Below are 21615 nucleotides of genomic sequence, written 5' to 3'. Positions count from 1 at the left end.
TGGCTGCGAAGTCCTGCCGGCGCGACGATCGGCCTGTCCTCGAAGGTGCGGCCTACCAGGAAAAATGAAGCAGGGCGACCCCCTGGCGCGGCAGGGCCAGGCGCAGGACTGCATTCTGAAGCCGTATCTGTTCTGCCATCTGTAATTTGCCAGAACGTATCAGTTGCCGCTGCTGCGCCGCCGTCAGATGCTGCGGGCTGCCCATTGCCTGCCAGACCGCATAAGCATTGCTGTGGTCCCGGTCCATGCGAAATTCCTGGACACGTACTCCACGGGCCGGAAGCCCGGAGACAGAAACCACAATGTCTGTGGAGGGAGCAGCCACATCATCGTCGTGGTAATTCCACAGGAGCACGTTCAGCTCATGGCCATGTCGTGTAGCAACGGCATTGATGTCCGGCTGCCCACGCAAGCTGTGCTCAAGGACCTCTTCGACAGGCAAAGCGCCCGTGCTTTCCACCTGCACCCAGTTTCCCGCCAGTTTGCCGTACATGCGGAAGACGTTCATCACGGCCTTATCGATGCCGTGGGTCGCCAGCTCGCGGAAGCCAGCGAAATAGGGCTGGTCTTCAAATTCAAATGCCCAGGTGACGGCTCCTTCGATGTGCAGGTTGTTTTTCCGGGCGAGTTCGTAGGTCCGGGCTATCGCCTCCGCCACGCTGACGCCGTAAAGGGGACCATTTCTGTAGCCGTTCTGGCTACCTTTGCATGCAGCGCATCCTTCTGGGTCCGATTCGCCCAGGATGATGGGAGTGTTCTTCCATTGCGGGTAGGAGGCGATGACTCTCATGCCGTAATCCACCGCACGCAGTTGTTCGCCGATGTCCATCTGTACATGTCCGTTGATAAACTTCGGACTGCCCTTGGGGTGGTAGCTGATGAAATCGAGGGGCGCGCCCAGTTTTCCAGTGGCGTAGTTCCTGCCGCTGGCGCAGTGTTCGAGAAACTGCCGCAGGAAGGCTTCGGACCTTCCCGGACGGACCCCTGTTACTTCCGGCCCGCCAATTCTGGCTTGAGGCAGTACCTGGCGGATGGCGGCAGCAGTCGTGTCGTAAAGCCTGTCGTATTCTTCTGGCGTGCCGTGCCAGTAGGCAATGTCCGGCTCATTCCAGACCTCCCATAGCCAGGTATGGATGCTGTCTCCATAGCGCTGGCGCAGATGCTTCACGTAGGTGGTCACCAGCGCACTCCATTTGGCCTCGTCTTTGGGCGGATAACTCCAGCCTGTAAAGACATCGCCATGAGGGAAGTGATGGCGGTACGGCTCAGGGTGGGTAGAGAGCGCTTCCGGCATGAAGCCGATCTCAACCAGTGGACGAATGTGCGCCGTCTGGAATGCGTCGAAGATTTTATCTGTGATGGTCCAGTCATAGACGGGAGTGCCGTCGGACTTCTCCGTATACACATTGGTAGAGCCCCATTTTAGAGAGGCTTCCCCATTGCCTGTAGTAAAGAGATTGTGCGTCCGGAAGTAGACGGGCACAGGGCCCAGATGGCCCAACTCCCGGAGCAGCTTCAGGCCATTTGCAGCATAGACGTAGTTGGGCTCATCCGCGCCGAAATAGTTCCAGATGGGAGTATAAGGGCCTTCGCTCTGGTCTGCGTGGACGGTAATGGTGACGGGACGGTCCTGCGCTTTTAACAACAAAGCAAAGAAAGAAAAGAGAAGCAGAGCAGAGATTTTGCGTTTCCATCCATCCAGAGCGGCCACGTCCGAAGGGTAGCACAGCGCGGTGGCCCGCTGGGTCCGCAGCCACCGCCTGCAGATTATGCCAGCGCCAGGACGGACGCGACGCCCGCCTGGAAGCCCTGTTCGGCGGCCTCCGGTCCCCGGCTCTGGTTTTCGGCATACACCCATTCAATCGCCTTTAAGCCGATGAAGCCAAGGACAGTGCGAAGATAGGGTGCCTGCTGGTCGAGAAAATTGTAAGGAGAGCTGCCAGTATAGGCCCCTCCACGAGACATCACCACGATGACCCTTTTGTTCTCGTCCAGAAGGCCCTTGAAGCCTTCTGCTGCGAAGGCAAAGGTGCGGCCTGGGCGGACAATCTGGTCAATCCAGGTCTTCAGGTGGGCCGAGATGCCGAAATTGTGCATGGGCGCGGCAATGACAATGGTGTCGGCCGCCTCTAGCTCGTCAATCAATGTGTCAGAAAGCGCCAGTAGCTGCTGCTGCTCCGGGGTGCGGGCTTCGGCCGGAGTGTAGGCCGCTGCAATCCATGCCTCCGTAATGTGAGGCATAGGGTTGACTGCAACATTGCGACGCACCACCTTGCCATCCGGATGTTTTTGCTGCCATTTCGCGACATATTCGGCCGCCACGGCGCTGGAAACCGAAGCCGCGCGGGGACTGGATTCAATCAACAGAAGGTTCGCCATTTTTATGCTCCCTGAAAGGTTTGCTGCTGCCATAACGCCCGGCCTGATACGAGCTCGATAGGGGCAGGCTGGTTTTCTTGAGGGGTCCTCCGGGCTGGAAGACACTCCTAGGCCAGCGGGGCCAGCACCAAACAAGTGTTTGAACGAATAAATTATCCGTTCAAACGAATATGATTCAGCAGCAGAGTAGGGGGATGCAGCAAATTTCGGCGGCTAGGAGGGCCGCCGCTGTAAAAGGAATGGTTCGGCTGCCCGGAGGTCTTCTTCCGTATCGACGCCAATCGTGTCATAGGGCTGGGAGGTCACATAGATGGAGATGCCGTTTTCAAGAAAGCGCAGCTGCTCCAATTTTTCCGCCTGCTCCAACCTTCTGGAAGGCAGGGTGGGAAAGCGATGGAGTGCGCTTTTCCGGTAGGCATAGAGGCCAAGGTGTTTCTGGTAAGCCACGGTCCCGGACCGGTCCCGGTCAAAGGGAATGGCGGCGCGGGAAAAGTAAAGCGCGCGGCCATCTGCAGCGGTGACGACTTTCACAGTGTTGGGGTCCTCGATCCGTTCCGGGGGACAGGGAGTGGAGATGGTGGCCACTTCGACCTCAGGCCGCGTCATGGGCTGCAATAATGCTTCCAGATGTTCTGGCCGCAGCATGGGTTCGTCGCCCTGGATATTTACATAGATATCTGCGGGAATGGATTGGGCGACAGCATGGACGCGATCAGACCCGCTGGCGCAATCGGCGGGAGTAAAGATGGCCGGGAAGCTGCGTGAATGCGCAAATTCCATGACTTCATCCGAATCGGTGGCAATCAGGAGTTCATCCAGACGGGAGCAGGAACGGGCCGCGCGATAGACCCAGGCAAGCATCGGCTCTCCGGCAATTTCGCGCAACACCTTGCGCGGCAGGCGGGTAGAGGCAAGCCGCGCGGGAATCACGCCCAGGATGCGTTCTTTTTTCTGCAAAACAGTCTCCTTGAGAAGAGTGTAAAGGTTTGACCCGCTGCGGCATCGCCCGTATCATAGAAACTGGCTGCTGTTCAGCAGCTTCCCCAAGGAAATTGGCGGCGTAGCTCAGTTGGTTAGAGCGTAGGATTCATAACCCTAAGGTCGGTGGTTCGATCCCACCCGCCGCCACCAGAGGCAATCTCAGTTTCCCGATGAATGCGATTCATTCTGTGCGATGCGCACACCGCTCAGGCTGCTGACGTAGCGGGCCACTCCTCGATAAAGCGATTCAGCGATGCGCTGGCGATACTCCGGGTCGCGCAGTTCGCGGGCGTCGTCGGGATTGGTGAGGAAGGAGATTTCCGCCAGGATCGAAGGCATGTTTGCGCCAATCAGGACCACAAACGGCGCCTTTTTCACACCGCGGTCTTTCAATCCAGGATTGCCGCTCTGCAGCCCGGCAAAGAGGCTTTCTTGCACGTCCGTAGCAAATTCGCGCGATTCGCTGATCTTGTCCTGGAGGGCGATCTTTTTTACCAGGTCAGAGAGCTGGTGAATGGATTGGTCAGAGACGGCATTTTCGCGGGCCGCTACCTCAAGCGCGTCAGCAGAGGTCGTGAAGTTGAGATAATAGGTCTCCACGCCGCGTGCTGAAGGGTCCTGGCTGGAGTTGGCGTGGACAGAGATAAACAGGTCGGCCTGTGCCTTGTTGGCAATTGCAGTGCGCGTTTCGAGCGGAATGAACGTGTCATCGTCGCGCGTGTAGATCACATCAGCCCCCAGGCGCTGCCGGAGCAGTTTTCCCAGGCGGAGGGCCACATCGAGCACGACGTCCTTCTCTTCAATGCCGCCGGGGCCGAGCGTTCCGGAATCGTGTCCGCCGTGTCCGGCGTCGACGACAATGCGACCGATCTTCAGGCCCAGGGCACGCACCATGGAGCGCTCTCCGGTGGCCGTGGGTTGGGCTTCGTGCGCAGGTAAGGCATTGGCATCGGCCGTGCGCGTGGCTTTGCCGCTCCTTTTCGCAGGTTGTGGAGGCGGAGTGTTGCGCAGGGCTTCCCATTCATTGGGCTGCTCTTCCGGCTTTGTACCTGCAACCGTCTGCACGACCGGTGCTGTCGTAGGATGTCTGGTGGCCTTGACGCGATTTGGCTGCCGGTCCAGTGCAGCAATGTCTTTTGCCGAAGAGCTGTCCTGCTGTTGTACTGGCGTTGAAGGCGCAGGCTGAGAGGGCGAGGGGAGGGGCTTCTTCTGGGCTGCGATTTGCGGAGCGGGAGGATGTTCCTCTGTGCGAGAGGGCTGGCCGGAGGGGGAGTTCTGAGCCGGCTGTGCCGAGGCGGCCAGCGGCGCGGTCCCTGGTTTTTTGCCGTGGACGTCAATAATCAGGCGCCAGGGATTGGGCAGCAGAAAGGCCGAGTATTCGCTGACGTCGCTGACGTCAAGCACAATGCGCGTGACGTCATTGGAAAACTGCGCAGCGCGGACGCGCTTCAGAAATCCGTCATCGGTGACCTCAACGGACTTGCCGACCAGCTCCGGAGCCAGCCGGGCCCCATGCAGATCAAAGAAGATGCGGTCCGGGTCCGGCACACGCGACGCCTCGTATTGCACCTCATCCTGTAGGTCAATTGCGACCCTTGTGTAGACAGGGGTCGACCAGTGGCGGATACCGGTAACAAGAGGCAGCCTGCCCTTGCGCGGCGGTGGCGGAGGCGCATTCATGGCGGCGTCACTGAGCCTGGGCCCCTCTGCTGGTTCCTGTGCGCGCCGGGAATCGGTTGCAGCAGCAGGCTGGGGCCTGGAAAGGTCTCCTGTGCTCCGTACAGAGGCGTTTTCTGCCTCAGGAGTTGATGGCGGTTTTTCGAGCGGCTTTGCTCCGGGCGATTGTTTCGCCTGCGCCGAGGTTGGTTTCCTGTGCTTGGCAGCAATTTCCTGTTTGTGGATGTTGCTCAGCTCCTGGCGTGCTTGCTCGGCCAGAGAGTTTTTGGGGTAAAGCCGGAGAAACTGCTGGAAGACTGCCTTTGCGCTGGCGCGGTCATCGAGATCGTGCAGATAAATTTCACCTTCAGTCAGCAGGGCGCTGTAACGAAAGCGGCTGGCAGGATACTGCTTGCGCAGGAACTCGTATTGTCCGATGGCGTCATGCAGCGATTTTTCGTCCTGAAAGATGCGTCCCTGTTCGGCGAGGAGTTCCGCCACTGCGGAGATGCTGGCGTCTGCCTTGGGCGAGGCCGGGTCACTGTGATAGATGGAGCGATAGGCATTCAGGACCCGCTCGTAATCGCGACGGGTACGCTGCTGCTCCGGACGGCCTTCGAGCGCTTCGCGCATTCGCTGGGCCTTTTCATAAGGAGAAAGTGGCGTATGCTGTGCCGCAAATGCTGAAGACGCGCAGGCCAGCAGAAGGCACAAAAAAAGCGTGCGTCCTCCAGTTCGGTAAGGATGCGGCATAAGCAGTTTCAGAGGCACACGCCAGAGACATCTTGATTATAGGTGGGGCGGAAGGCCGGAGCAATCGAAGAAAAACAGAACTGAAAGGGAGGAAACCAGGATGGAAACCGAAGTTCAAGGTAGAACAAGGGTCCTCCCACAGGTCTTGGCTACACTGCGCGACTGAACCACCGGACCTATGCCTGATGGTCCAGCCAGAGGATCATCTTCACCCAGCGAGCTCGGCGACGATTTTTGAAGCACTTTGCAGGGCGGCATCCAGCTGCGCTGCGTCCTTGCCGCCGGCTTCGGCCATGTCCGGCCGTCCACCTCCGGAACCGCCGACGATTTTTGCAATCTGGCCGACCAGCTTGCCCGCCTGTACTTTTCCGGTGAGGTCTTTCGTCACGCCGACAATCAGCGCCACCTTGCCTTCTTCCTGCGCGGAGCCAAGCACGACCACTCCAGAGCCGAGTTTCTGGCGCAGATTGTCTACCAGGGTGCGCATCTGTCCGCGGTCCAGGGAATCCACGCGCTGGGCCAGCACTTTGATTCCGTTGACTTCGATGGCCTGGCTGGCGGCGTCGGACACGGCGGAAGCGGCGGATTTCATGCGCATCTGCTCCAGCTCGCGGCGGAGCTTTTTGAGTTCTTCTTCCTGCGCGGAGAGCCTCTGCCGAAGTGCTTCTGCAGGAGACAGATCAACATTGGGAGCAAGCTGCGAAGCAAGCTGCGCGACGGCAAAGTCGCGGCGGAACTCGTGCAAGGCGCCAAATCCGGTGACGGCCTCGACGCGGCGCACACCGGAGGACACACTGCCCTCGCCAAGCAGTTTGACCACGCCAATTTCGCCTGTCGCGCCGGTATGTGTGCCACCGCAGAGCTCGGTGGAGAAGTCGCCGATCTTCACCACGCGCACCTTCTCGCCGTACTTTTCGCCAAAGAGCGCCATCGCATGGTACTCATTGATGGCTACATCGATGGGCACGTCTTCCAGGGTCTGGACCGGGGTGTTGGCAAGAACCTCTTTGTTGATGAGGTCTTCGATGTCCTGAAGCTCTTCGTCGGCAATCGAAGTAAAGTGCGAGAAGTCAAAGCGCAGACGGTTCGGTTCGACGAGAGAGCCGGCCTGTTTGACGTGTTTTCCCAGCACTTCGCGCAGCGCGGCATGGAGCAAATGTGTCCCTGTATGGTTGCGGCGCACAGCAGCGCGGAAATTGCCATCTACAACTGTATCTACCTTGTCGCCCAACTTCAGCGGCTGGCGCAGCACGGTCTTGTGGGCGAAGATGCCTTGGACGGGCTTGGTGCATCCGCTCACATCGGCAACGACGGAGTTGTGATCCTCGGAATAGAGCCAGCCGTGGTCGCCAATCTGTCCGCCAGAGTCAGCATAGAAGCTGGTGTGGTCGAGCACGACTTCCACTGTATCGCCAGGACTTGCCGACGGTACGCCCTGCCCGTCTTTGATGATGGCGAGGACTTCGCATCCGGTGGAGGTGAGTTGGCGATAGCCTTCAAATTCGGTTTTAGGCAGCTCGCGGAAGACCGGGTTGGCCGATTGCTTCGTTCCGCCCTTCCAGGAAGCGCGGGCACGGGCCTGCTCTTCGGCGCGTGCGCGCTCAAAGCCTTCGAGGTCGAAGTGGGCCCCTGCGTCGCGGGCCGCGTCCATCATGAAGTCAAGGGGCAGGCCGTACGTCTCGTAAAGATGGAAAGCGGTCTTGCCATCCAGAGAACCTTGCTGCAGGGCCGACTGGAGCTGGCGAGATCCCACCTCAAGCACCCGCGCAAACTGCCGCTCTTCGGCCTCGATGACCTTGGAGACGCGGTCTGCGCTTTCCTTTAGCTCGGGATAAGCGTTCTGCATTTCATCGCGGACGGCGAAGACCATCTGGCACATGAAGGGCTTCTCCTGCCCAAGCAGACGGCCATGACGGATGCCACGGCGAAGGATCTTGCGCAGCACATAACCGCGACCTTCATTGGAAGGGAGAACGCCGTCAGAGATGAGAAAAGTGGCCGCGCGGGCGTGGTCGGCGATGATGCGCAGCGAGGCATTGCCGGTCAGAACAGAACCGTTGGTTTGCCGGGCCGCTGGGTTACCGGCTGAATGCCCCGTCAGCTCCGCTGCCCGCTCAATCAGCGGCGTGAACAAGTCGGTCTCGAAATTAGAGATCTTTCCCTGGAGCACGGCTGCCATGCGTTCAAGACCGGCGCCGGTATCAATGGAAGGTTTGGGCAGCAGGTTCAATTCGCCCTGGGCATTACGGTCAAACTGCATAAAGACCAGGTTCCAGATTTCGACGTAGCGCGAATCGTCCTGGCCAAAGGGCCTGTCTTCTCCGGTCTCGCTGGCCTCGATGCCCATGTCATAGAAGATCTCCGAACAGGGACCGCAGGGGCCGGTGTCGCCCATCTGCCAGAAGTTGTCCTTCATGCCGTATTCATGGATGCGGTCGGCGGGTACTCCCTGTGCGAGCCACAGATTGTAGGCTTCCTCGTCACGCGGGACACCGTTCTCACCCTTGAAGATGGTCACGTAAAGACGGTCCTTAGGGATGCCGAACCATTCCGGCGAGGTGACCAGCTCCCAGGCATAGGCAATGGCTTCTTTCTTGAAGTAGTCGCCAAAGCTGAAGTTGCCCAGCATCTCGAAGAAAGTATGGTGGCGGCGCGTGAAGCCGACGTTTTCCAGGTCATTGTGCTTGCCACCGGCACGGACGCACTTCTGTGAAGTGGTGGCGCGGGAGTAGTCACGCTGCTCCAACCCGAGAAAGACATCTTTGAACTGGTTCATGCCAGCGTTGGTGAAGAGCAGAGTGGGGTCATTGGCAGGGACCAGAGAAGACGAATGCACGCGGCGGTGGCCCTTCGTCTCAAAAAAACGCAGAAACATCTCTCGGATTTCGTTACCGGAACGGGATTGCATACTTTGAGTCTATCAACGGATGAGGCCGCCTTCTCCGGTACGTGCCCAGCTCTACGCGGACTGCGGAAAAGTTGCGGCCCCGTTGCGGCACGGCAGGCGGATTCTGGCGTTGGCAGCGCTGCCATTCTTTGGTCCTTTATGGACTGTTTATGCCTCGCTTAGTCCATGCTTATGGTCCGTCCCATAGTCTCAATCCCGGTGACAACAGTGAGAATTATGGGACAAAAATCATCGCTTATCTTTTTACTGGTGGCCATGTTTTCCCTGCAGGCCTTTGCGCAGGATACGGGCCGATCCACGCAGAGCCAGGGTTTCTGGACACGGTTGGGACACGCATATCTGGATGACTGGACGGCGAGCTCCAGCAATCTGCCACCCGCTCCGGAGCCGCAGCGCAGAGGAACGCCAGCTCCGCTCAATTCACCTCCGTTTCCATCGGCAGACTGGCCGATTGGAGGCACTCCTGTGATTGGCGCGCCCGATTACCAGACCTATATGCTGATGCAGGCGGTCAATCAGAATGAGACGCGCTTCAAGATTTACGGATGGTTCGATTTTGGCTACAACGCCAGCACATCAAACAAGGGCAAATTTGCCAATGCTCCGGCGGCCTACGACGTGGTCCCCAACTCGGTCCAGCTGGACCAGGCGGCCCTGTACTTTGAGCGCCTGCCGGACACGGTGCAGAAGGAGCACTTTGATTGGGGATTCCGCTTCGCCAGCATCTATGGGCTGGATTATCGCTATACAACGGCGTATGGCGTTTTCAGCCAGCAGCTGCTCAAGAGCAACAATACGTATGGATACGACCCGGTGATGTACTACCTGGATTTTTATCTGCCGCATCTCGGGCAAGGGACGGATGTCCGTGTAGGACGATATATTTCTCTGCCTGATATTGAAGCGCAGCTTGCTCCCAATAATTACACCTACAGCCATTCCTTGCTTTATACCTATGACTGTTACACACAGCACGGCGTGAATGTGACCACCAAGCTAAGCCAGCACTGGACAGTGCAGGGAGGTGTTTCGGCCGGATGCGAGGCCGCTCCCTGGACGAAGTATGCCAAGCTGACGGGAAATGCCTGTGCGGCATACACCTGGCATACGGGGGGCGACAATCTCTACTTCTGCGCAAACTCGCTGAACTCGGCAAAGTACTCGTACAACAATGTTTCAGCGTATTACCTCACCTACTATCACAAATTCAATGCAAGCTGGCACACGGCCACGGAAGGGTGGTACCAGTATGAGCGCGATGTGCCCAACCTGTGTTACGGGTTGGACCCCTGCATCAGCGATGGACCGGGGGCGAACATCGGGGCCAATGCCGGAGAGATCCACTCTCCTTCTCTAATTCCGGGTGCCAATGGCGCGCAGTGTAATCCTGCTGCCACTCACTGTTATGCTCCTGACTGGGCGGTGGTGAACTACATCGAGCATGAATGGAACCATCATCATACTTCGATGACCATCCGCAATGAATTTCTGGATGACATCCGGGGCCAGCGCACCGGTACGGCGACAAAGTACAGCGAGCATCTGCTGGGGTTCAATTACTGGGTTGGAAGTACAGTGACCTTCCGGCCGGAGCTACGGCTGGAGCACTCTTATGACAAGCCCGCCTATGATGCTCCTACGGGAGGAGCGCCGACGAAATCAACCCAGCTTACGTTTGCGGGAGACCTCATCTGGCATTTTTAGGCAGACGCATTTTTCGTAAACATTTTTGGTTTGTCTGCGTCTTTGTAAACAGAGGTCGAGCGCTGATCAGGCTGATTCGATCTCTGCTCCAGAAGAGAGAACCCCGGCGGTTCGTGGGTCCGCCGGGGTTTTTTGTTTTCAGGCATGGGCCGGCTGCGGGACCGCCGGGTGTCCCTGGTGGTGATGGCGCGTCGTGAGCCGGTGTACAAAGTGATAGGGTGGCCAGGGGCCGGAGAGCTGCATCTGGCAATCTTTCATCAGTTGCAGCGCGCTGGAATATTTGTTCTGATAGCGCTCTACCGACTTGTGCTCAATCAGATGGGCGATATCGAGCAGCATCTTGCCGGAATCCATGCGGCGGCAGGTAATCTCCTCGGCCAGAGGGGAAAACATGCGGTGCATCTGGACTGAGATGGCGCGTGCTTTGGTCTGGCGCTCCCGTTGCAGCGTGGCGTTTTCACGCAGCTGCGCCAGATATTCGCGACCAGGTCCAGTCTGGGTGTGGGCATAAGCGCGAATCTGTTCGCGGCAGCAATCATCCAGCACCACCTTCAGGTGCATTTCGGCCTTGCCACGGAGACGCTCAATGTTGGTGAGGAACTGGCGCTGATTAGAACGGATCGACCGACGAAGGCTATCGTCGTCGGCAAAGACAGTGCCAAAGCGGAAGGGAAGGACGGTGGATGTTTTGAAACAATCTGCAATCACGCGAGCATGCTCCAGGGCTGCACGTTCGTGCTGCGTGTCTTCCGGACAATGTTCACTGACGATGACGGCCAGATCGCTGGCCGGATAGAGAAAAACCTGGTTTCCAGCAATTCCGGAAACAGACTCAAAAGGAATGGGCTTACGATGGCGAAGGAGTTCAGGAAAGGCTTGCTTCTCTGTAATGCAGTAGGCATACCATGCCATAAAAAATCGCTCCGTACACTGGCTTGTTGAAGTGGGATTACATTGGCACCTGTGAAACGATTCAACTGCTGCATTGTTCTGGTGTGTCAGAAACTGCCCAGACTACCCCGAACTGACACGTATCCTAGTCCTCTGGAGGAACAACTGGCAACTTTTTCAGGGGATAAAAATGAAAAGGTTAGCCGAAAGGCCAGATTTTGTTTTTATGAAATAGAAATCTATTTTCTCAATATGAAAAATAGAGGTACTCAGCCACCAGATGCTCCTCTTTTGTGGGTGAGATGCCGAGTTTTACCACTCGCCTGCGCGCTGCAGTTTACGGATCCTGCGCAGGATGAGGTCGCGCTTCAATGCGCTTATCCGGAAGATGAACAGGATGCCATCGAGGTGGTCAATTTCATGCTGGAAGGCGCGGGCAAGCAGCTCCTCTCCGTCGAGCTCAAACCAATTTCCATCGAGGTCCTGGGCGCGGACGCGCACCTTATAGGCCCGTGAGACCTTCTCACGGATCTCCGGGAGGCTCAGACAGCCTTCCTCCTCGACCTGCCTGCCTTCTTTATGGATGATTTCAGGGTTGACCAGGACGATCTTCTCTTTCGGGTCTTTCCCCAGGCTTAAATCGATGACGGTAAGGCGTTTCGGCACGCCAATCTGGGGTGCGGCCAGGCCGATTCCCTGCGCGGCGTACATGGATTCAAACATGTCATCCACCAGAGCGCGCAACTCATTGTTGAACTCGGTAACGGGTTCCGTGCGACGCTGAAGGACCGGATCAGGATATTTAACGATGGGTCGAATCATCTACTTCAATTCTTGCTTTCGCGGCAGCCGCTGGATCATGGTTTCGCCCGGCCTCTGTTCCGAGCGGGTGCAAGGTCAATAAGCGCGAATCTGCTCTATGTAACCATCATAGTTACGCTTCAGCTCGCGCAACGAATCTCCTCCGAACTTTTCGAGGACCAGCCGCGCAAAGGCCAGTGCCACCATCGCCTCTGCCGCCACACCGGCAGCGGGGACAACGCAGACGTCGCTGCGTTCGTAGGCCGCCTTGGTCACTTCGCGGGTGTCGAAGCGCACAGACTGCAGTGGGCGGCGCAGGGTGGAAATGGGCTTCAGATAGCCGCGCACGATGATGTCTTCTCCGTTGGAGATGCCTCCTTCGACGCCACCGGCATTGTTGCGCTCACGAGTAAAGCGAGTATGCGCCCCGGCAGGCAGGCTGCTGGCGTATCCAATAGCGTCATGCACTTCAGAGCCAAAAGATTCAGCGGCGGTGACTCCGCGTCCGATTTCTACGGCCTTGACGGCCTGGAGCGACATGACGGCCTGGGCAAGGATGCCATCCAGGCGCTCGTCCCAATTGGCGTGGGTACCGATGCCGGCTGGTGCGTTGTGAATGACCACCTCAAAGACCCCGCCGACGGTATCCCCGGTGCGCAGCACTTTATCGACTTCTTCCTTCATACGCGCTTCGGCTTCCGGATCTACGCAGCCCAGCAGGACTTCCTCCTTGCCGCGGAGCGCGGCAATCTCCTCCCAGCAAGCATCGCGTTCCAATTCGGCGTGACCAACGCGGATGACATGGCTGGCTACATCGATTCCCAGAGAGAGCAGCAACAACTTGGCCAGGGCCCCAGCGGCGACGCGGGCCGTGGACTCACGGGCCGAGGCGCGTTCGAGCACATAGCGGGCATCGGGAAAGTCATACTTGAGTGCGCCGGCAAGATCGGCGTGGCCGGGGCGCGGAGAGGCAACGGCTTTGTGCTTGGCCGGATCGCCCTTGTCTACCGGAAGCACTTCGGTCCAGTTCTTCCAGTCGCGGTTTTCAATTTCGATGGCGACAGGAGAGCCGATGGTCTTGCCGTGGCGGACCCCGGAAAGAATGTGGGCCGTGTCCTGCTCAATGCGCATACGTCCGCCGCGGCCGTAGCCTTGCTGGCGTCGCCATAATTCACGGTTGATGAAGCTGAGGTCTACTTCAATGCCGGCCGGAAGCCCGGAAACCAAGGCAATCAGACTCTCGCCGTGTGATTCACCTGCGGTAGAGAAACGTAACATTTGCGTGCTGTGCCACTTCTGATTGTAGCGCAGAGAAAGACCTGGTCCCGGACCAGGCAAGAGCAGCAAAGGGCCTTTTGCAGGAGCAGAATCGATACCCCGCGGCTTTTATTCACTGGTCAGCCATGCATACTGGGCATCATTGAGGGGAACGACTGACAGTCTGCCCTGGCGGACAAGCGGCGAATCCGCAAAGAGCCTGTGGGCCTTGATTTCGGCCAAGGTGCGGGGCGTTTTGATTTTCTTTCCGGCCTTGATGCGGACGACAGGGGACCGGGGATTGTCCGCATCCACAGAAACGACAATGGCGGTACCCACGGCGGTGCGTTCGTCTCCGGTGTGGTAGATGACGAGTTTCTCTCCGGGCTGCATACTACGGAGGAACTTCAGCGCAACAGGGTTGGTCACGCCATCCCACACGGTTTCGCCTTCACGTTCAAGGTCATAAAAGGAATAGGTTTCCGGTTCCGTCTTGAGCAGGTAATGCATCGGCTTCCTCCGGCGCAGGCCTGGACTGCTGCTCTGCGAGGTACTGGGCAGTATTCAGCAAGGGGCGTTCCATGGCGCGTACCCATTCTGTCATTTGTCCCGGCGCGCGTCCATTGGCTTCCGCACGCAGGAACTCACTGCGAAGGGTCTGCATTTTGGCGTCGAGATCGTCCAGGTAGTGCAGCATGACGGCTTCCGGCACCATCGGCAGCCGGGGAGAGCCAAATTCGTATTTCCCATGGTGACTGAGAATCAGGTGCTCGACAAGAATCCGCAAGGGACTGGGGAAATCCGGCAGGGCCGAAATCTTCTGTTCCACCATGCGGAGGCCGATGGCGATATGACCCACCAGATGTCCTTCGATGGTGTAGTCAAACTCGGTGCCCCAGCGCAGTTCGTGCAGCTTCCCAATGTCATGCAGCACGACCCCGGTAAGAAGCAGGTCGCGGTTGATTTCCGGATAGCGGAGGGCCATGTCACTGGCCACGCCCAGCAGGGAGACAATATGCTCCAGCAGGCCACCGATCCAGGCATGATGCATGGTCTTGGCGGCCGGCGCTGAGCGCAGCGCCTCGGCGATCTGCGGGTCATCCAGAAAAGCGCGCAGTAATGCGTGAAGATGTGGATTGGTGAAGCTGGAGACGTATTGGTTCAGCTCAGCCCAGAGATCTTCAACGTTGCGCGAGGTGGTAGGGACAAAATCGCCCAGGTCATATTCTTCCGGCTTCGCCTTCCGGACCTTTTCTACTTTGAGCTGGAGCTTTTCCTGGTAGCGGCAGACCTGCGCCTGTAGCTTGACGACGTCTCCCTGCTCAAAATCGGCAACGGAGGAAGCTGTTTCCCAGATGCGGCATTCGATCTGTCCGGTGCGATCAGAAACCAGAAGGGCGAGATAAGGCGCACCGTCGCGTGTGGTGCGCCTCTGCTTTTGCGCGACAGCAAAAAAACCGGTGATGACCTGGTTTTCCTGCTTGGTCAGGTCGTGGACAAAAAGGTCTTTCATGGCGCTACCGGCCTACTTCTGCTGAGAAGATTGCGTCGAGGGCTGCGGCGCCGAAGGCGTTTGCTCCTGCTGCTGTTGCTGCTGGTCGGCCGGCTTTTCCTTGGCCTTGTCGGAAAGGCGCGTCTTTCCCGTGGGTTTCTCCTTCTTTGGTTTTGAGGTATCGCCGTTCAGGCCCAGCGGCGTGCTCTGGGTCTGGCGGGTGGCAAGCTCATCGGTCGTCTCCGGAGCGGGAGCAAACGGGTCCGTCTTGTCTTTGGATTTTTTCTGCTTCGGCAGCTTCGTGCGATCCGAGAAGCGGGACTTCTCCTTTTTTTCCTGCGTCGTATGGTCCTCGACCTCTCCGTTGGGGCCTACCACCTGAAGGTTCCGAGGGACGTTGCTGCTGGCGGTCTCTGTAGTTGCGCCTGCATCTTCAGTCCGGGTGGGAGAGTAGGGAAGGGTCTCGCGGGGAGCCTGACCGAAGCGGATCTTTTCTTTCTTTCCCGGTTTCTCTACGCCGGTGCTGGCCACCTGGCTGTTTTTCTGGGCAGGAGCAGGCTGTGCCGCGGCAGTGGTCTGCGGATTGTTTGTCTCCGCAGCTGCTGCGCCCGGGACCTGGGCCAGAGAAGGAGCATTGGCTGGGGCCGGCGTGCTTGCGGTTTCTGTTTCCGGCTTCTGCCGCGGGCCCTTCTGGCGGAAGCGTGTGCGCTCTACGTGCTTTTTCTTTTTGCCGGTCGGCGGAACGTAGGCACTATAGGTTGTCGTCGGCTGGGTTTCATTCGGGGTGGCTGCTGAGTCTTCATAGCCGTCCCGGGAATCAATCTCAATATAGGCCTCTTCGCGGAGCCGGGTCAGATATTGACGCAAAGCGGGGGCCATCTTCTGCTGGTAAAGAGCGTCCTCTACCTGCGGCTCGACCTCCTTGAGCGGCTGGATCCCACCGGGGGTGTGCTCGGTGACCTTCAGGATGACAAAGCCCTGCTTGGTACGGATCGGTTGTGTGTATTCGCCTGCCTTCAGGTTAAAAGTCTGGTCTTCCAAGACCTTGGCCAGCTGACCGCGTTTGAACTCACCGAGATCGCCGCCCTGCTGCGCTGTAGGGCCGCCGGATTCAGTCTTTGCCACCTCTGCAAAGTCTGCGCCCGATTTCAGTTTGGCTTCAATGGCATCGGCCTTCTTCTGGGCGGCTTCGACTTGGGAGGCGTCATCTGGATTGGGGGTAGGAACAAGGATTTCGCTCAGACGGACCTGTTCCGGCTGGTCGAAGTCGGCTTTGTGCTGGTCATAGTACTGCTGGACCTCCGACTGGCTGACAGAAAGATGGCGGCCGACCTCGTCACGGATGACGAGCGAAGAGATGATGCCTTCGCGGATGTGCTGCTTGAAGTCCTCAAAGGAAACACCCTGCGATTCGGCGGCCTTCTGCAGGTCCTCCATGCTGTCCAGGTGGTTCTGTTTCCGGATATCGTCCAGGCGCTTGATGGTCTCTGATTCTCCGGTGATGCCCAGCTCCTTGCCTTTGGATAGGAGCAATTGCTGATCAATCAGGTCACGAAGGAGATTGTGTTCCTGTTCAAAGAGCTGCTGCTGCGACCATCCCTGCTGGCGGGCCTGTGCTTCCAGTTCCTGACGCGCGCGCTGATAGTCCGAATTGGTAATGACCTGATCGTTGACCCGGGCGATGATGCGCTCGACCACTGTGCCCTGATAGGGCGAATCCTGTGCCGGTGCAGCGGGTTTGGATTGGGCCAGGACGAGGGAAGGCCCACTCAGGAATGCGATCCCTGCCAGGAATGCAGCCGGGAACGGAAGGGTTTTGAAATTCATCATGATACGTCTCGATTCAGGTGCGCGCAGCGTCTGGGGGTCTGCTCCACAATGTCCGGTTGCGCCTGCAAACTATTCTAAACAGAAGCAGGTAAGCGGGCCAGCGCGCCGAAGGGCGCTGCCGATCCAAATCAGAGCCAAATCCGTCGGCATTTGCCGAAGCAGCGGTCGTGAAAGATCCGGTCCGCTATTTTGGACGAACTTGAAAAACATCCGGTGAGCTTGTCTGGCGAGCGTGTTTGGGGGCAGATGCGTAGCGAGGACCATTCGGCCGAATCGATGCCCCAAACATGCAGTCCGGAGCCAGGAACGCGCCGGGCCGCAGCCTTGCTATACTTTCCACAGGACACCCTGAGGGTCCAAGCATACATGCCATCCCGCACTCGCCGTACCGTTTTCGCGCTCACTGTTTTCTTTTCCGCATGTGGTCTGGCCGGCATGGTCATCAGCCAGAAGGTTGGCGCGCAATCCAGCGATGATGAATCACAGTTCCGCGACAGCCTGAAGACTTTTACCAGCGTTTATGACGTGGTGGCGCAGAACTACGCCGAACCGCTGACGGGCGACATGCCGGACAAGGTCATCTATGACGGTGCGATTCCGGAGATGCTGCACACGCTCGATCCGCATTCGAGCTTTTATGATCCCAAGGCCTACGCCAAGATGAAAGAGGACCAGCACGGAAAGTACTACGGCGTGGGCATGACCATTCAGCCACAACTCATCAATGGTGTGCAAAAGGTGGTGGTGATCTACCCGTATGAAGGCACCCCCTCCTACAAGGCGGGTGTGCGGCCGGGCGACATCATTCTCTCAGTGGATGACAAGAGCACCGACTCGATGAGTTCTGAAGAAGTGGCCAACATGCTGAAGGGCCCCAAGGGTACGCATGTGAAATTGACCGTTTCGCGTGAGGGTGTGGCTGCTCCGATCACCTTTGACCTGGTGCGAGATGAGATCCCCCATCCGAGCATTGACCTGAAGGAGTGGATCCGTCCGGGAATTGGATATATCCATATCACCCAGTTTCAGGAGACCACGGGGCGCGAGGTCGCCGATGCTCTGGACGGCTTTGGTCCCGACCTGAAAGGGCTGCTGATTGATCTGAGGAACAATCCCGGAGGTCTGTTGACCGAGGCGGTGGCCACCTGTGACAAGTTCCTGAAGAAAGGGCAGGTGATTGTTTCCCAGCGCGGACGTGCTTATCCTGAGCAGACCTATCATGCCATGCACGGCAATGGCGGCAAGACCTATCCGATCGTCGTTCTTGTGAACCACGGGACGGCGTCTGCTGCGGAAATCGTCAGCGGAGCGCTGCAGGACCACGACCGGGCCCTGATTGTGGGCGAGACCACATTCGGGAAGGGACTCGTGCAGACGGTCTACCAACTTTCCGACAACACGGGCCTGGCACTCACGACCTACCACTACTACACGCCCAGCGGAAGGTTGATCCAGCGCAATTACAACGGCGTTTCTCTTTACGATTACTACTACAATCACGACCAGCCGCAGGACAATAAAGACCGCGAGGTAAAACTGACCGATTCCGGGCGCACGGTCTATGGAGGGGGTGGCATTACTCCGGATGTCAAGATCGACACACCGAAGGCCACGCATTTCCAGGAAGTGCTGATGTCTCCGCTGCACTATTCCTTCTTTAATTTTGCCCGGCACTATCTGGCAGACCCGAACCACAAGGTTACCCGGGACTTTCAGGTGGACGATCGTGTTCTCGGTGAATTCAAGCAATTTCTTGGCTCCCAGGACATCACCTTTACGGACCAGGAATTTAACGGTGTTCTGGACTGGATCAAGACCAACATCAAGGCGGAGATCTTCACCACGGTCTTTGGCCAGATGGAGGGCCTGAAGGTCCGCGCCGCCTGGGACCCGATGATCAATCAGGCTTTAACCTATATGCCGCAGGCGGCTTCTTTGGAAGAGGCGGCCGAAAAGCTGGATTCACAGAAAATGGTGACGGCAAAGAACATGCCGGCTGGCACCAAGACCGAATAACCGAGAGGATCCTCTCGGCAGACACCAGACCCCCAAGGCCGGAAAAGCTTCCTGAGCTGCGCCTGCATTCTTGACGGAGAGAAATCAGCGGCGGGCGAGGCTGGCGGCTGCTGATGGTGCTGGGTCGAATGCCGGCGCCTCCCAGCGCAAGTGGTACTTTGCCCCGCGGGGCAGTGTCTGAAGCAGAGAATTGCAGACAAGCCGAATTCGGAAATAGGACCCCTCGACAGATTGTTTTTCTTGTGATGTATTGACGTGCATGAAAGCTTTCAGCGCGCTTGCAATTCTTCTCTGCCTTGGGGCCGGGTCTGCTCAGGGCCAGTCGTCATCCGTTCCACAGACAGACACAAGTTTCATTGATGCTCAGGGAACTGCGCACGTTACACGCGTGGTGCCGGTGCCACAGACCGTCAGTGCAGAGGCGCAGAAGTTTCTGGCGCGACAGATTCCCGACACGGCCGAAGCCCTGAGTATTGCCCAGCAGCGCGCACAGACCGACGCATGGCAGGCCAAAGCGGGAGAGGCCTACCGGCAGGTCTATCCGGCGACAGTGAGCAGCGCAACGATGGGCGGAGTGCCGGTCCGCATGATTACGCCCCCTGTGATCGGCGCCGGCAAGAGCGACCGCATTCTGCTCAATCTGCATGGAGGCGCGTTCATGGTGGATTCTGGTTCGTTGACCGAAACCATCCCTATTGCCAACATCACGCAGACCAAAGTCGTAGCCGTGTTATACCGGCTTGCCCCGGAAAATCCATTTCCTGCTGCGGTGGAGGATGCAATCTCCGTCTACCGGGAACTGCTGAAGACATACAAACCGAAGAACATCGCCATTTATGGGACCTCGGCGGGCGCCATTCTGACGGCAGAGACGGCAGCGAAGATCAAGCAGCTTGGACTTCCGATGCCGGGGGCGCTGGGCATTTTTTCCGGCATGGGGGACTTCAGCAAGCCCGGCGACTCCCAGGCAATCTTTGGACTGCAGGGGCTTTCCGGCCATCTTGCACCGCCGGCGCAGAGCGTGATTCTTCCGGAATATGTGGCAAAGAACGATGCAAAAGATCCGGTGCTTTCCCCGATTTATGCCGACCTGCGCGGGATGCCGCCCACACTGTTTGTGACCAGCACACGGGACCTTTTGCTGAGCGGTACCGTCATTCTCCACCAGGCCTTTCTGAAGGCGGGAGTCGAGGCCCAGCTTGTGGTGTATGAGGCCCTGCCGCACGCCTTTTGGAACGATGTAGACCTGCCTGAGTCCCGGGACGCCGATGAGACCATGGCCCACTTCTTTGATGCGCATCTGGGAAGGTGACCGGCGCAGACTCAGCCGATGTGGCAGCTGGCCAGTCCGCGTTTTTCCAGATACCTCTGGTGGTACTCTTCGGCGCGCCAGAAGGTCTGGGCTGGAACCACCTGGGTGACGATCGGTTTTGGGAAGCGTTTTTCTTCCGTAAGCTTTTCAATCATGCGCCGGGCAGCGGCCTCCTGCTGGGGAGAATGAAAGAAGATGACCGAGCGGTATTGCGTGCCCCAGTCCGGTCCCTGCCGGTTGAGCTGTGTGGGGTCATGCAGAGAGAAAAAGGCTTCCAGCAGCTGTTCATAACTGACCCGGGAGGGATCGAAGGTAATTTCCACGACTTCGGCATGCCCGGTCTGGTCAGTGCAAACATCCTTGTAAGTGGGATGCTCCATCGTTCCACCCTCGTATCCGACGGCTGTTTCCACCACGCCGGGGACCTGGGCAAAGCGCGCCTCCACACCCCAGAAGCATCCCGCGCCGAATGTTGCCTTTTCCATCACACACCTCCACTCATCAGATTACGGTAAGTCGGCAGGCGATTCATAGCCGTGCGGCAAAGACTTCGATACGATGAGCTTAGATGTCTGTGAGCAAAGAACTCATCCAGGAGCATCGCGCGCTGACGCGCGAAGAGGCGCGATCTGTTCTGCACGAGATACTTACCGGCGATGTGAAGGATTCCGAGATTGCGGCCCTCCTCACCGTCATGGCGCAGCGCGGAGAAACTGCGGATGAGCTGACTGGCTTTGCCGAAGCCATGCTGGAATTGTCGGTGCCAGTTCCGCTGACCGAGGAAGAACGTGCGCGGCTGATCGACACTTGTGGAACCGGGGGAGATGATCGCGGCACATTTAATATCTCTACCGGTGCGGCGCTGGTGGCCGCGGCCGCAGGGGCCCGGGTGGCCAAGCACGGAAATCGAGCGGTGACGTCAAAGTGCGGGTCAGCAGATGTGCTCGAAGCGCTCGGAGTGGCGGTTGCGCTGCCTCCTGAGCTTGCTGTGGAGTCCCTGCGGACGGCCGGTTTCATGTTTTTATATGCTCCGGCACTGCATCCGGCGATGAAGCGGGTGGCACCGGTCCGCCGCGCGCTGGGGTTTCGCACCATCTTCAACCTGGCCGGCCCGCTGACGAACCCGGCGGGCGCACGGGCGCAGGTCATGGGTGTCTTTTCGGCAAACCGCGTGGATGTGGTGGCTGAGACCCTGCAGCGGCTGCGAGTGAGACATGCGCTTGTCGTCCACGGAAGCGACGGTCTGGATGAGCTGACGACCACCGGACCAAGTTATGTGGCTGAGGTGCAGGGCACGGCGCCGGTGCGACGGTTTGCGATGACTCCGGAGGAGGCCGGGGTCCGGCGTTCCACATTGCCAGAGCTTGCCGCTGGGCAAGATGCCGCTCAAAATGCTGTCGTATTGGAGCGCATCTTTACAGGTGAACGCGGCGCGAAGCGAGAGATTGTGCTGCTGAATGCGGCGGCCGCCCTGGTTACAGGAAAGGTCGCCTCCGATCTCCGTGAAGGCGTGGAGCGGGCGGCCGAAGCCATTGATTCCGGAGCGGTGCTGGAGACGCTCAAAAAACTACGCGAGTTTTCGGCCAGGGTCATCGGGTGAATCGCAAACGCAAGCCTGCCTCAGTATGACTGCAG

General features: G+C 58.3%; 16 protein-coding genes and 1 tRNA gene. 5 read left to right on the top strand and 12 right to left on the bottom strand.

Features of this window, described 5'->3' with window-relative positions; genetic code table 11:
- Positions 1-52 precede the first annotated feature (52 nt).
- The 3 genes from N655_RS0102590 to kdsB form a co-directional block, all read right to left on the bottom strand.
- A complete protein-coding gene (locus tag N655_RS0102590) occupies positions 53-1711 on the bottom strand; it encodes a GH39 family glycosyl hydrolase (protein WP_238324438.1) in 1659 nt (552 codons plus the stop codon).
- Positions 1712-1767: 56 nt separating this feature from the next.
- Positions 1768-2379, bottom strand: coding sequence for an FMN-dependent NADH-azoreductase (locus N655_RS0102585; protein ID WP_026441736.1), 612 nt, complete (start codon positions 2377-2379; stop codon positions 1768-1770).
- 213 nt (positions 2380-2592) lie between these two features.
- Complete coding sequence (gene kdsB / locus N655_RS0102580) at positions 2593-3336, bottom strand: 3-deoxy-manno-octulosonate cytidylyltransferase (protein ID WP_026441735.1); 744 nt, start codon at positions 3334-3336, stop codon at positions 2593-2595.
- A 97-nt stretch (positions 3337-3433) separates the two neighbouring features.
- On the opposite strand from kdsB, the gene N655_RS0102575 reads away from it, so the two are divergent.
- Positions 3434-3510 (top strand) — tRNA-Met (locus tag N655_RS0102575).
- Positions 3511-3519: 9 nt separating this feature from the next.
- Here the strand turns inward: N655_RS0102575 and N655_RS16955 are convergent.
- Positions 3520-5769, bottom strand: coding sequence for an N-acetylmuramoyl-L-alanine amidase (locus tag N655_RS16955; RefSeq protein WP_049961209.1), 2250 nt, complete (start codon positions 5767-5769; stop codon positions 3520-3522).
- Positions 5770-5977: 208 nt separating this feature from the next.
- Positions 5978-8677, bottom strand: coding sequence for an alanine--tRNA ligase (gene alaS / locus N655_RS0102565; protein ID WP_026441734.1), 2700 nt, complete (start codon positions 8675-8677; stop codon positions 5978-5980).
- Between the two features lie 216 nt (positions 8678-8893).
- Between alaS and N655_RS0102560 the strand changes: the two genes are divergently transcribed.
- Complete coding sequence (locus tag N655_RS0102560; RefSeq protein WP_049961208.1) at positions 8894-10381, top strand: outer membrane beta-barrel protein; 1488 nt, start codon at positions 8894-8896, stop codon at positions 10379-10381.
- Between the two features lie 138 nt (positions 10382-10519).
- Here N655_RS0102560 and N655_RS16950 read toward each other — a convergent pair whose 3' ends face one another.
- The 6 genes from N655_RS16950 to N655_RS16940 form a co-directional block, all read right to left on the bottom strand.
- The gene (locus N655_RS16950; RefSeq protein WP_044933853.1) at positions 10520-11293 is read right to left on the bottom strand and encodes a GvpL/GvpF family gas vesicle protein; all 774 of its coding nucleotides are present in this window, start codon (positions 11291-11293) and stop codon (positions 10520-10522) included.
- Positions 11294-11584: 291 nt separating this feature from the next.
- Positions 11585-12094, bottom strand: coding sequence for a peptide deformylase (gene def, locus N655_RS0102545; RefSeq protein ID WP_026441732.1), 510 nt, complete (start codon positions 12092-12094; stop codon positions 11585-11587).
- Between the two features lie 75 nt (positions 12095-12169).
- Positions 12170-13351 (bottom strand): chorismate synthase, encoded by a 1182-nt coding sequence (gene aroC / locus N655_RS0102540; protein ID WP_026441731.1) that lies wholly within the window; start codon positions 13349-13351, stop codon positions 12170-12172.
- A 108-nt stretch (positions 13352-13459) separates the two neighbouring features.
- Positions 13460-13840: an EVE domain-containing protein gene (locus tag N655_RS0102535; protein WP_026441730.1), complete on the bottom strand. Its 381-nt coding sequence runs from the start codon at positions 13838-13840 to the stop codon at positions 13460-13462.
- A complete protein-coding gene (locus tag N655_RS16945) occupies positions 13794-14843 on the bottom strand; it encodes a 3'-5' exoribonuclease YhaM family protein (RefSeq protein ID WP_044933850.1) in 1050 nt (349 codons plus the stop codon). Before N655_RS16945 ends, N655_RS0102535 begins: the two co-directional genes overlap by 47 nt.
- A gap of 12 nt (positions 14844-14855) precedes the next feature.
- Positions 14856-16652 (bottom strand): peptidyl-prolyl cis-trans isomerase, encoded by a 1797-nt coding sequence (locus N655_RS16940; RefSeq protein WP_049961207.1) that lies wholly within the window; start codon positions 16650-16652, stop codon positions 14856-14858.
- 366 nt (positions 16653-17018) lie between these two features.
- Between N655_RS16940 and N655_RS0102520 the strand changes: the two genes are divergently transcribed.
- Positions 17019-18668: a S41 family peptidase gene (locus N655_RS0102520; protein WP_026441729.1), complete on the top strand. Its 1650-nt coding sequence runs from the start codon at positions 17019-17021 to the stop codon at positions 18666-18668.
- A 259-nt stretch (positions 18669-18927) separates the two neighbouring features.
- Positions 18928-19980 carry an alpha/beta hydrolase gene (locus N655_RS0102510; RefSeq protein WP_026441728.1) on the top strand — a complete coding sequence of 351 codons (1053 nt, stop codon included), beginning with the start codon at positions 18928-18930 and terminating at the stop codon, positions 19978-19980.
- An 11-nt stretch (positions 19981-19991) separates the two neighbouring features.
- Here N655_RS0102510 and msrA read toward each other — a convergent pair whose 3' ends face one another.
- Complete coding sequence (gene msrA, locus N655_RS0102505; protein ID WP_026441727.1) at positions 19992-20465, bottom strand: peptide-methionine (S)-S-oxide reductase MsrA; 474 nt, start codon at positions 20463-20465, stop codon at positions 19992-19994.
- Positions 20466-20548: 83 nt separating this feature from the next.
- Here msrA and trpD point away from each other — a divergent pair, with 83 nt between their 5' ends.
- Positions 20549-21580, top strand: coding sequence for an anthranilate phosphoribosyltransferase (trpD, locus tag N655_RS16935; protein WP_044933848.1), 1032 nt, complete (start codon positions 20549-20551; stop codon positions 21578-21580).
- The last annotated feature ends 35 nt before the right edge of the window (positions 21581-21615 follow it).

It is taken from the genome of Pseudacidobacterium ailaaui, from assembly GCF_000688455.1.
Lineage (GTDB): Bacteria > Acidobacteriota > Terriglobia > Terriglobales > Acidobacteriaceae > Pseudacidobacterium > Pseudacidobacterium ailaaui.
This window is presented reverse-complemented; position numbering and strand designations above follow the sequence as displayed.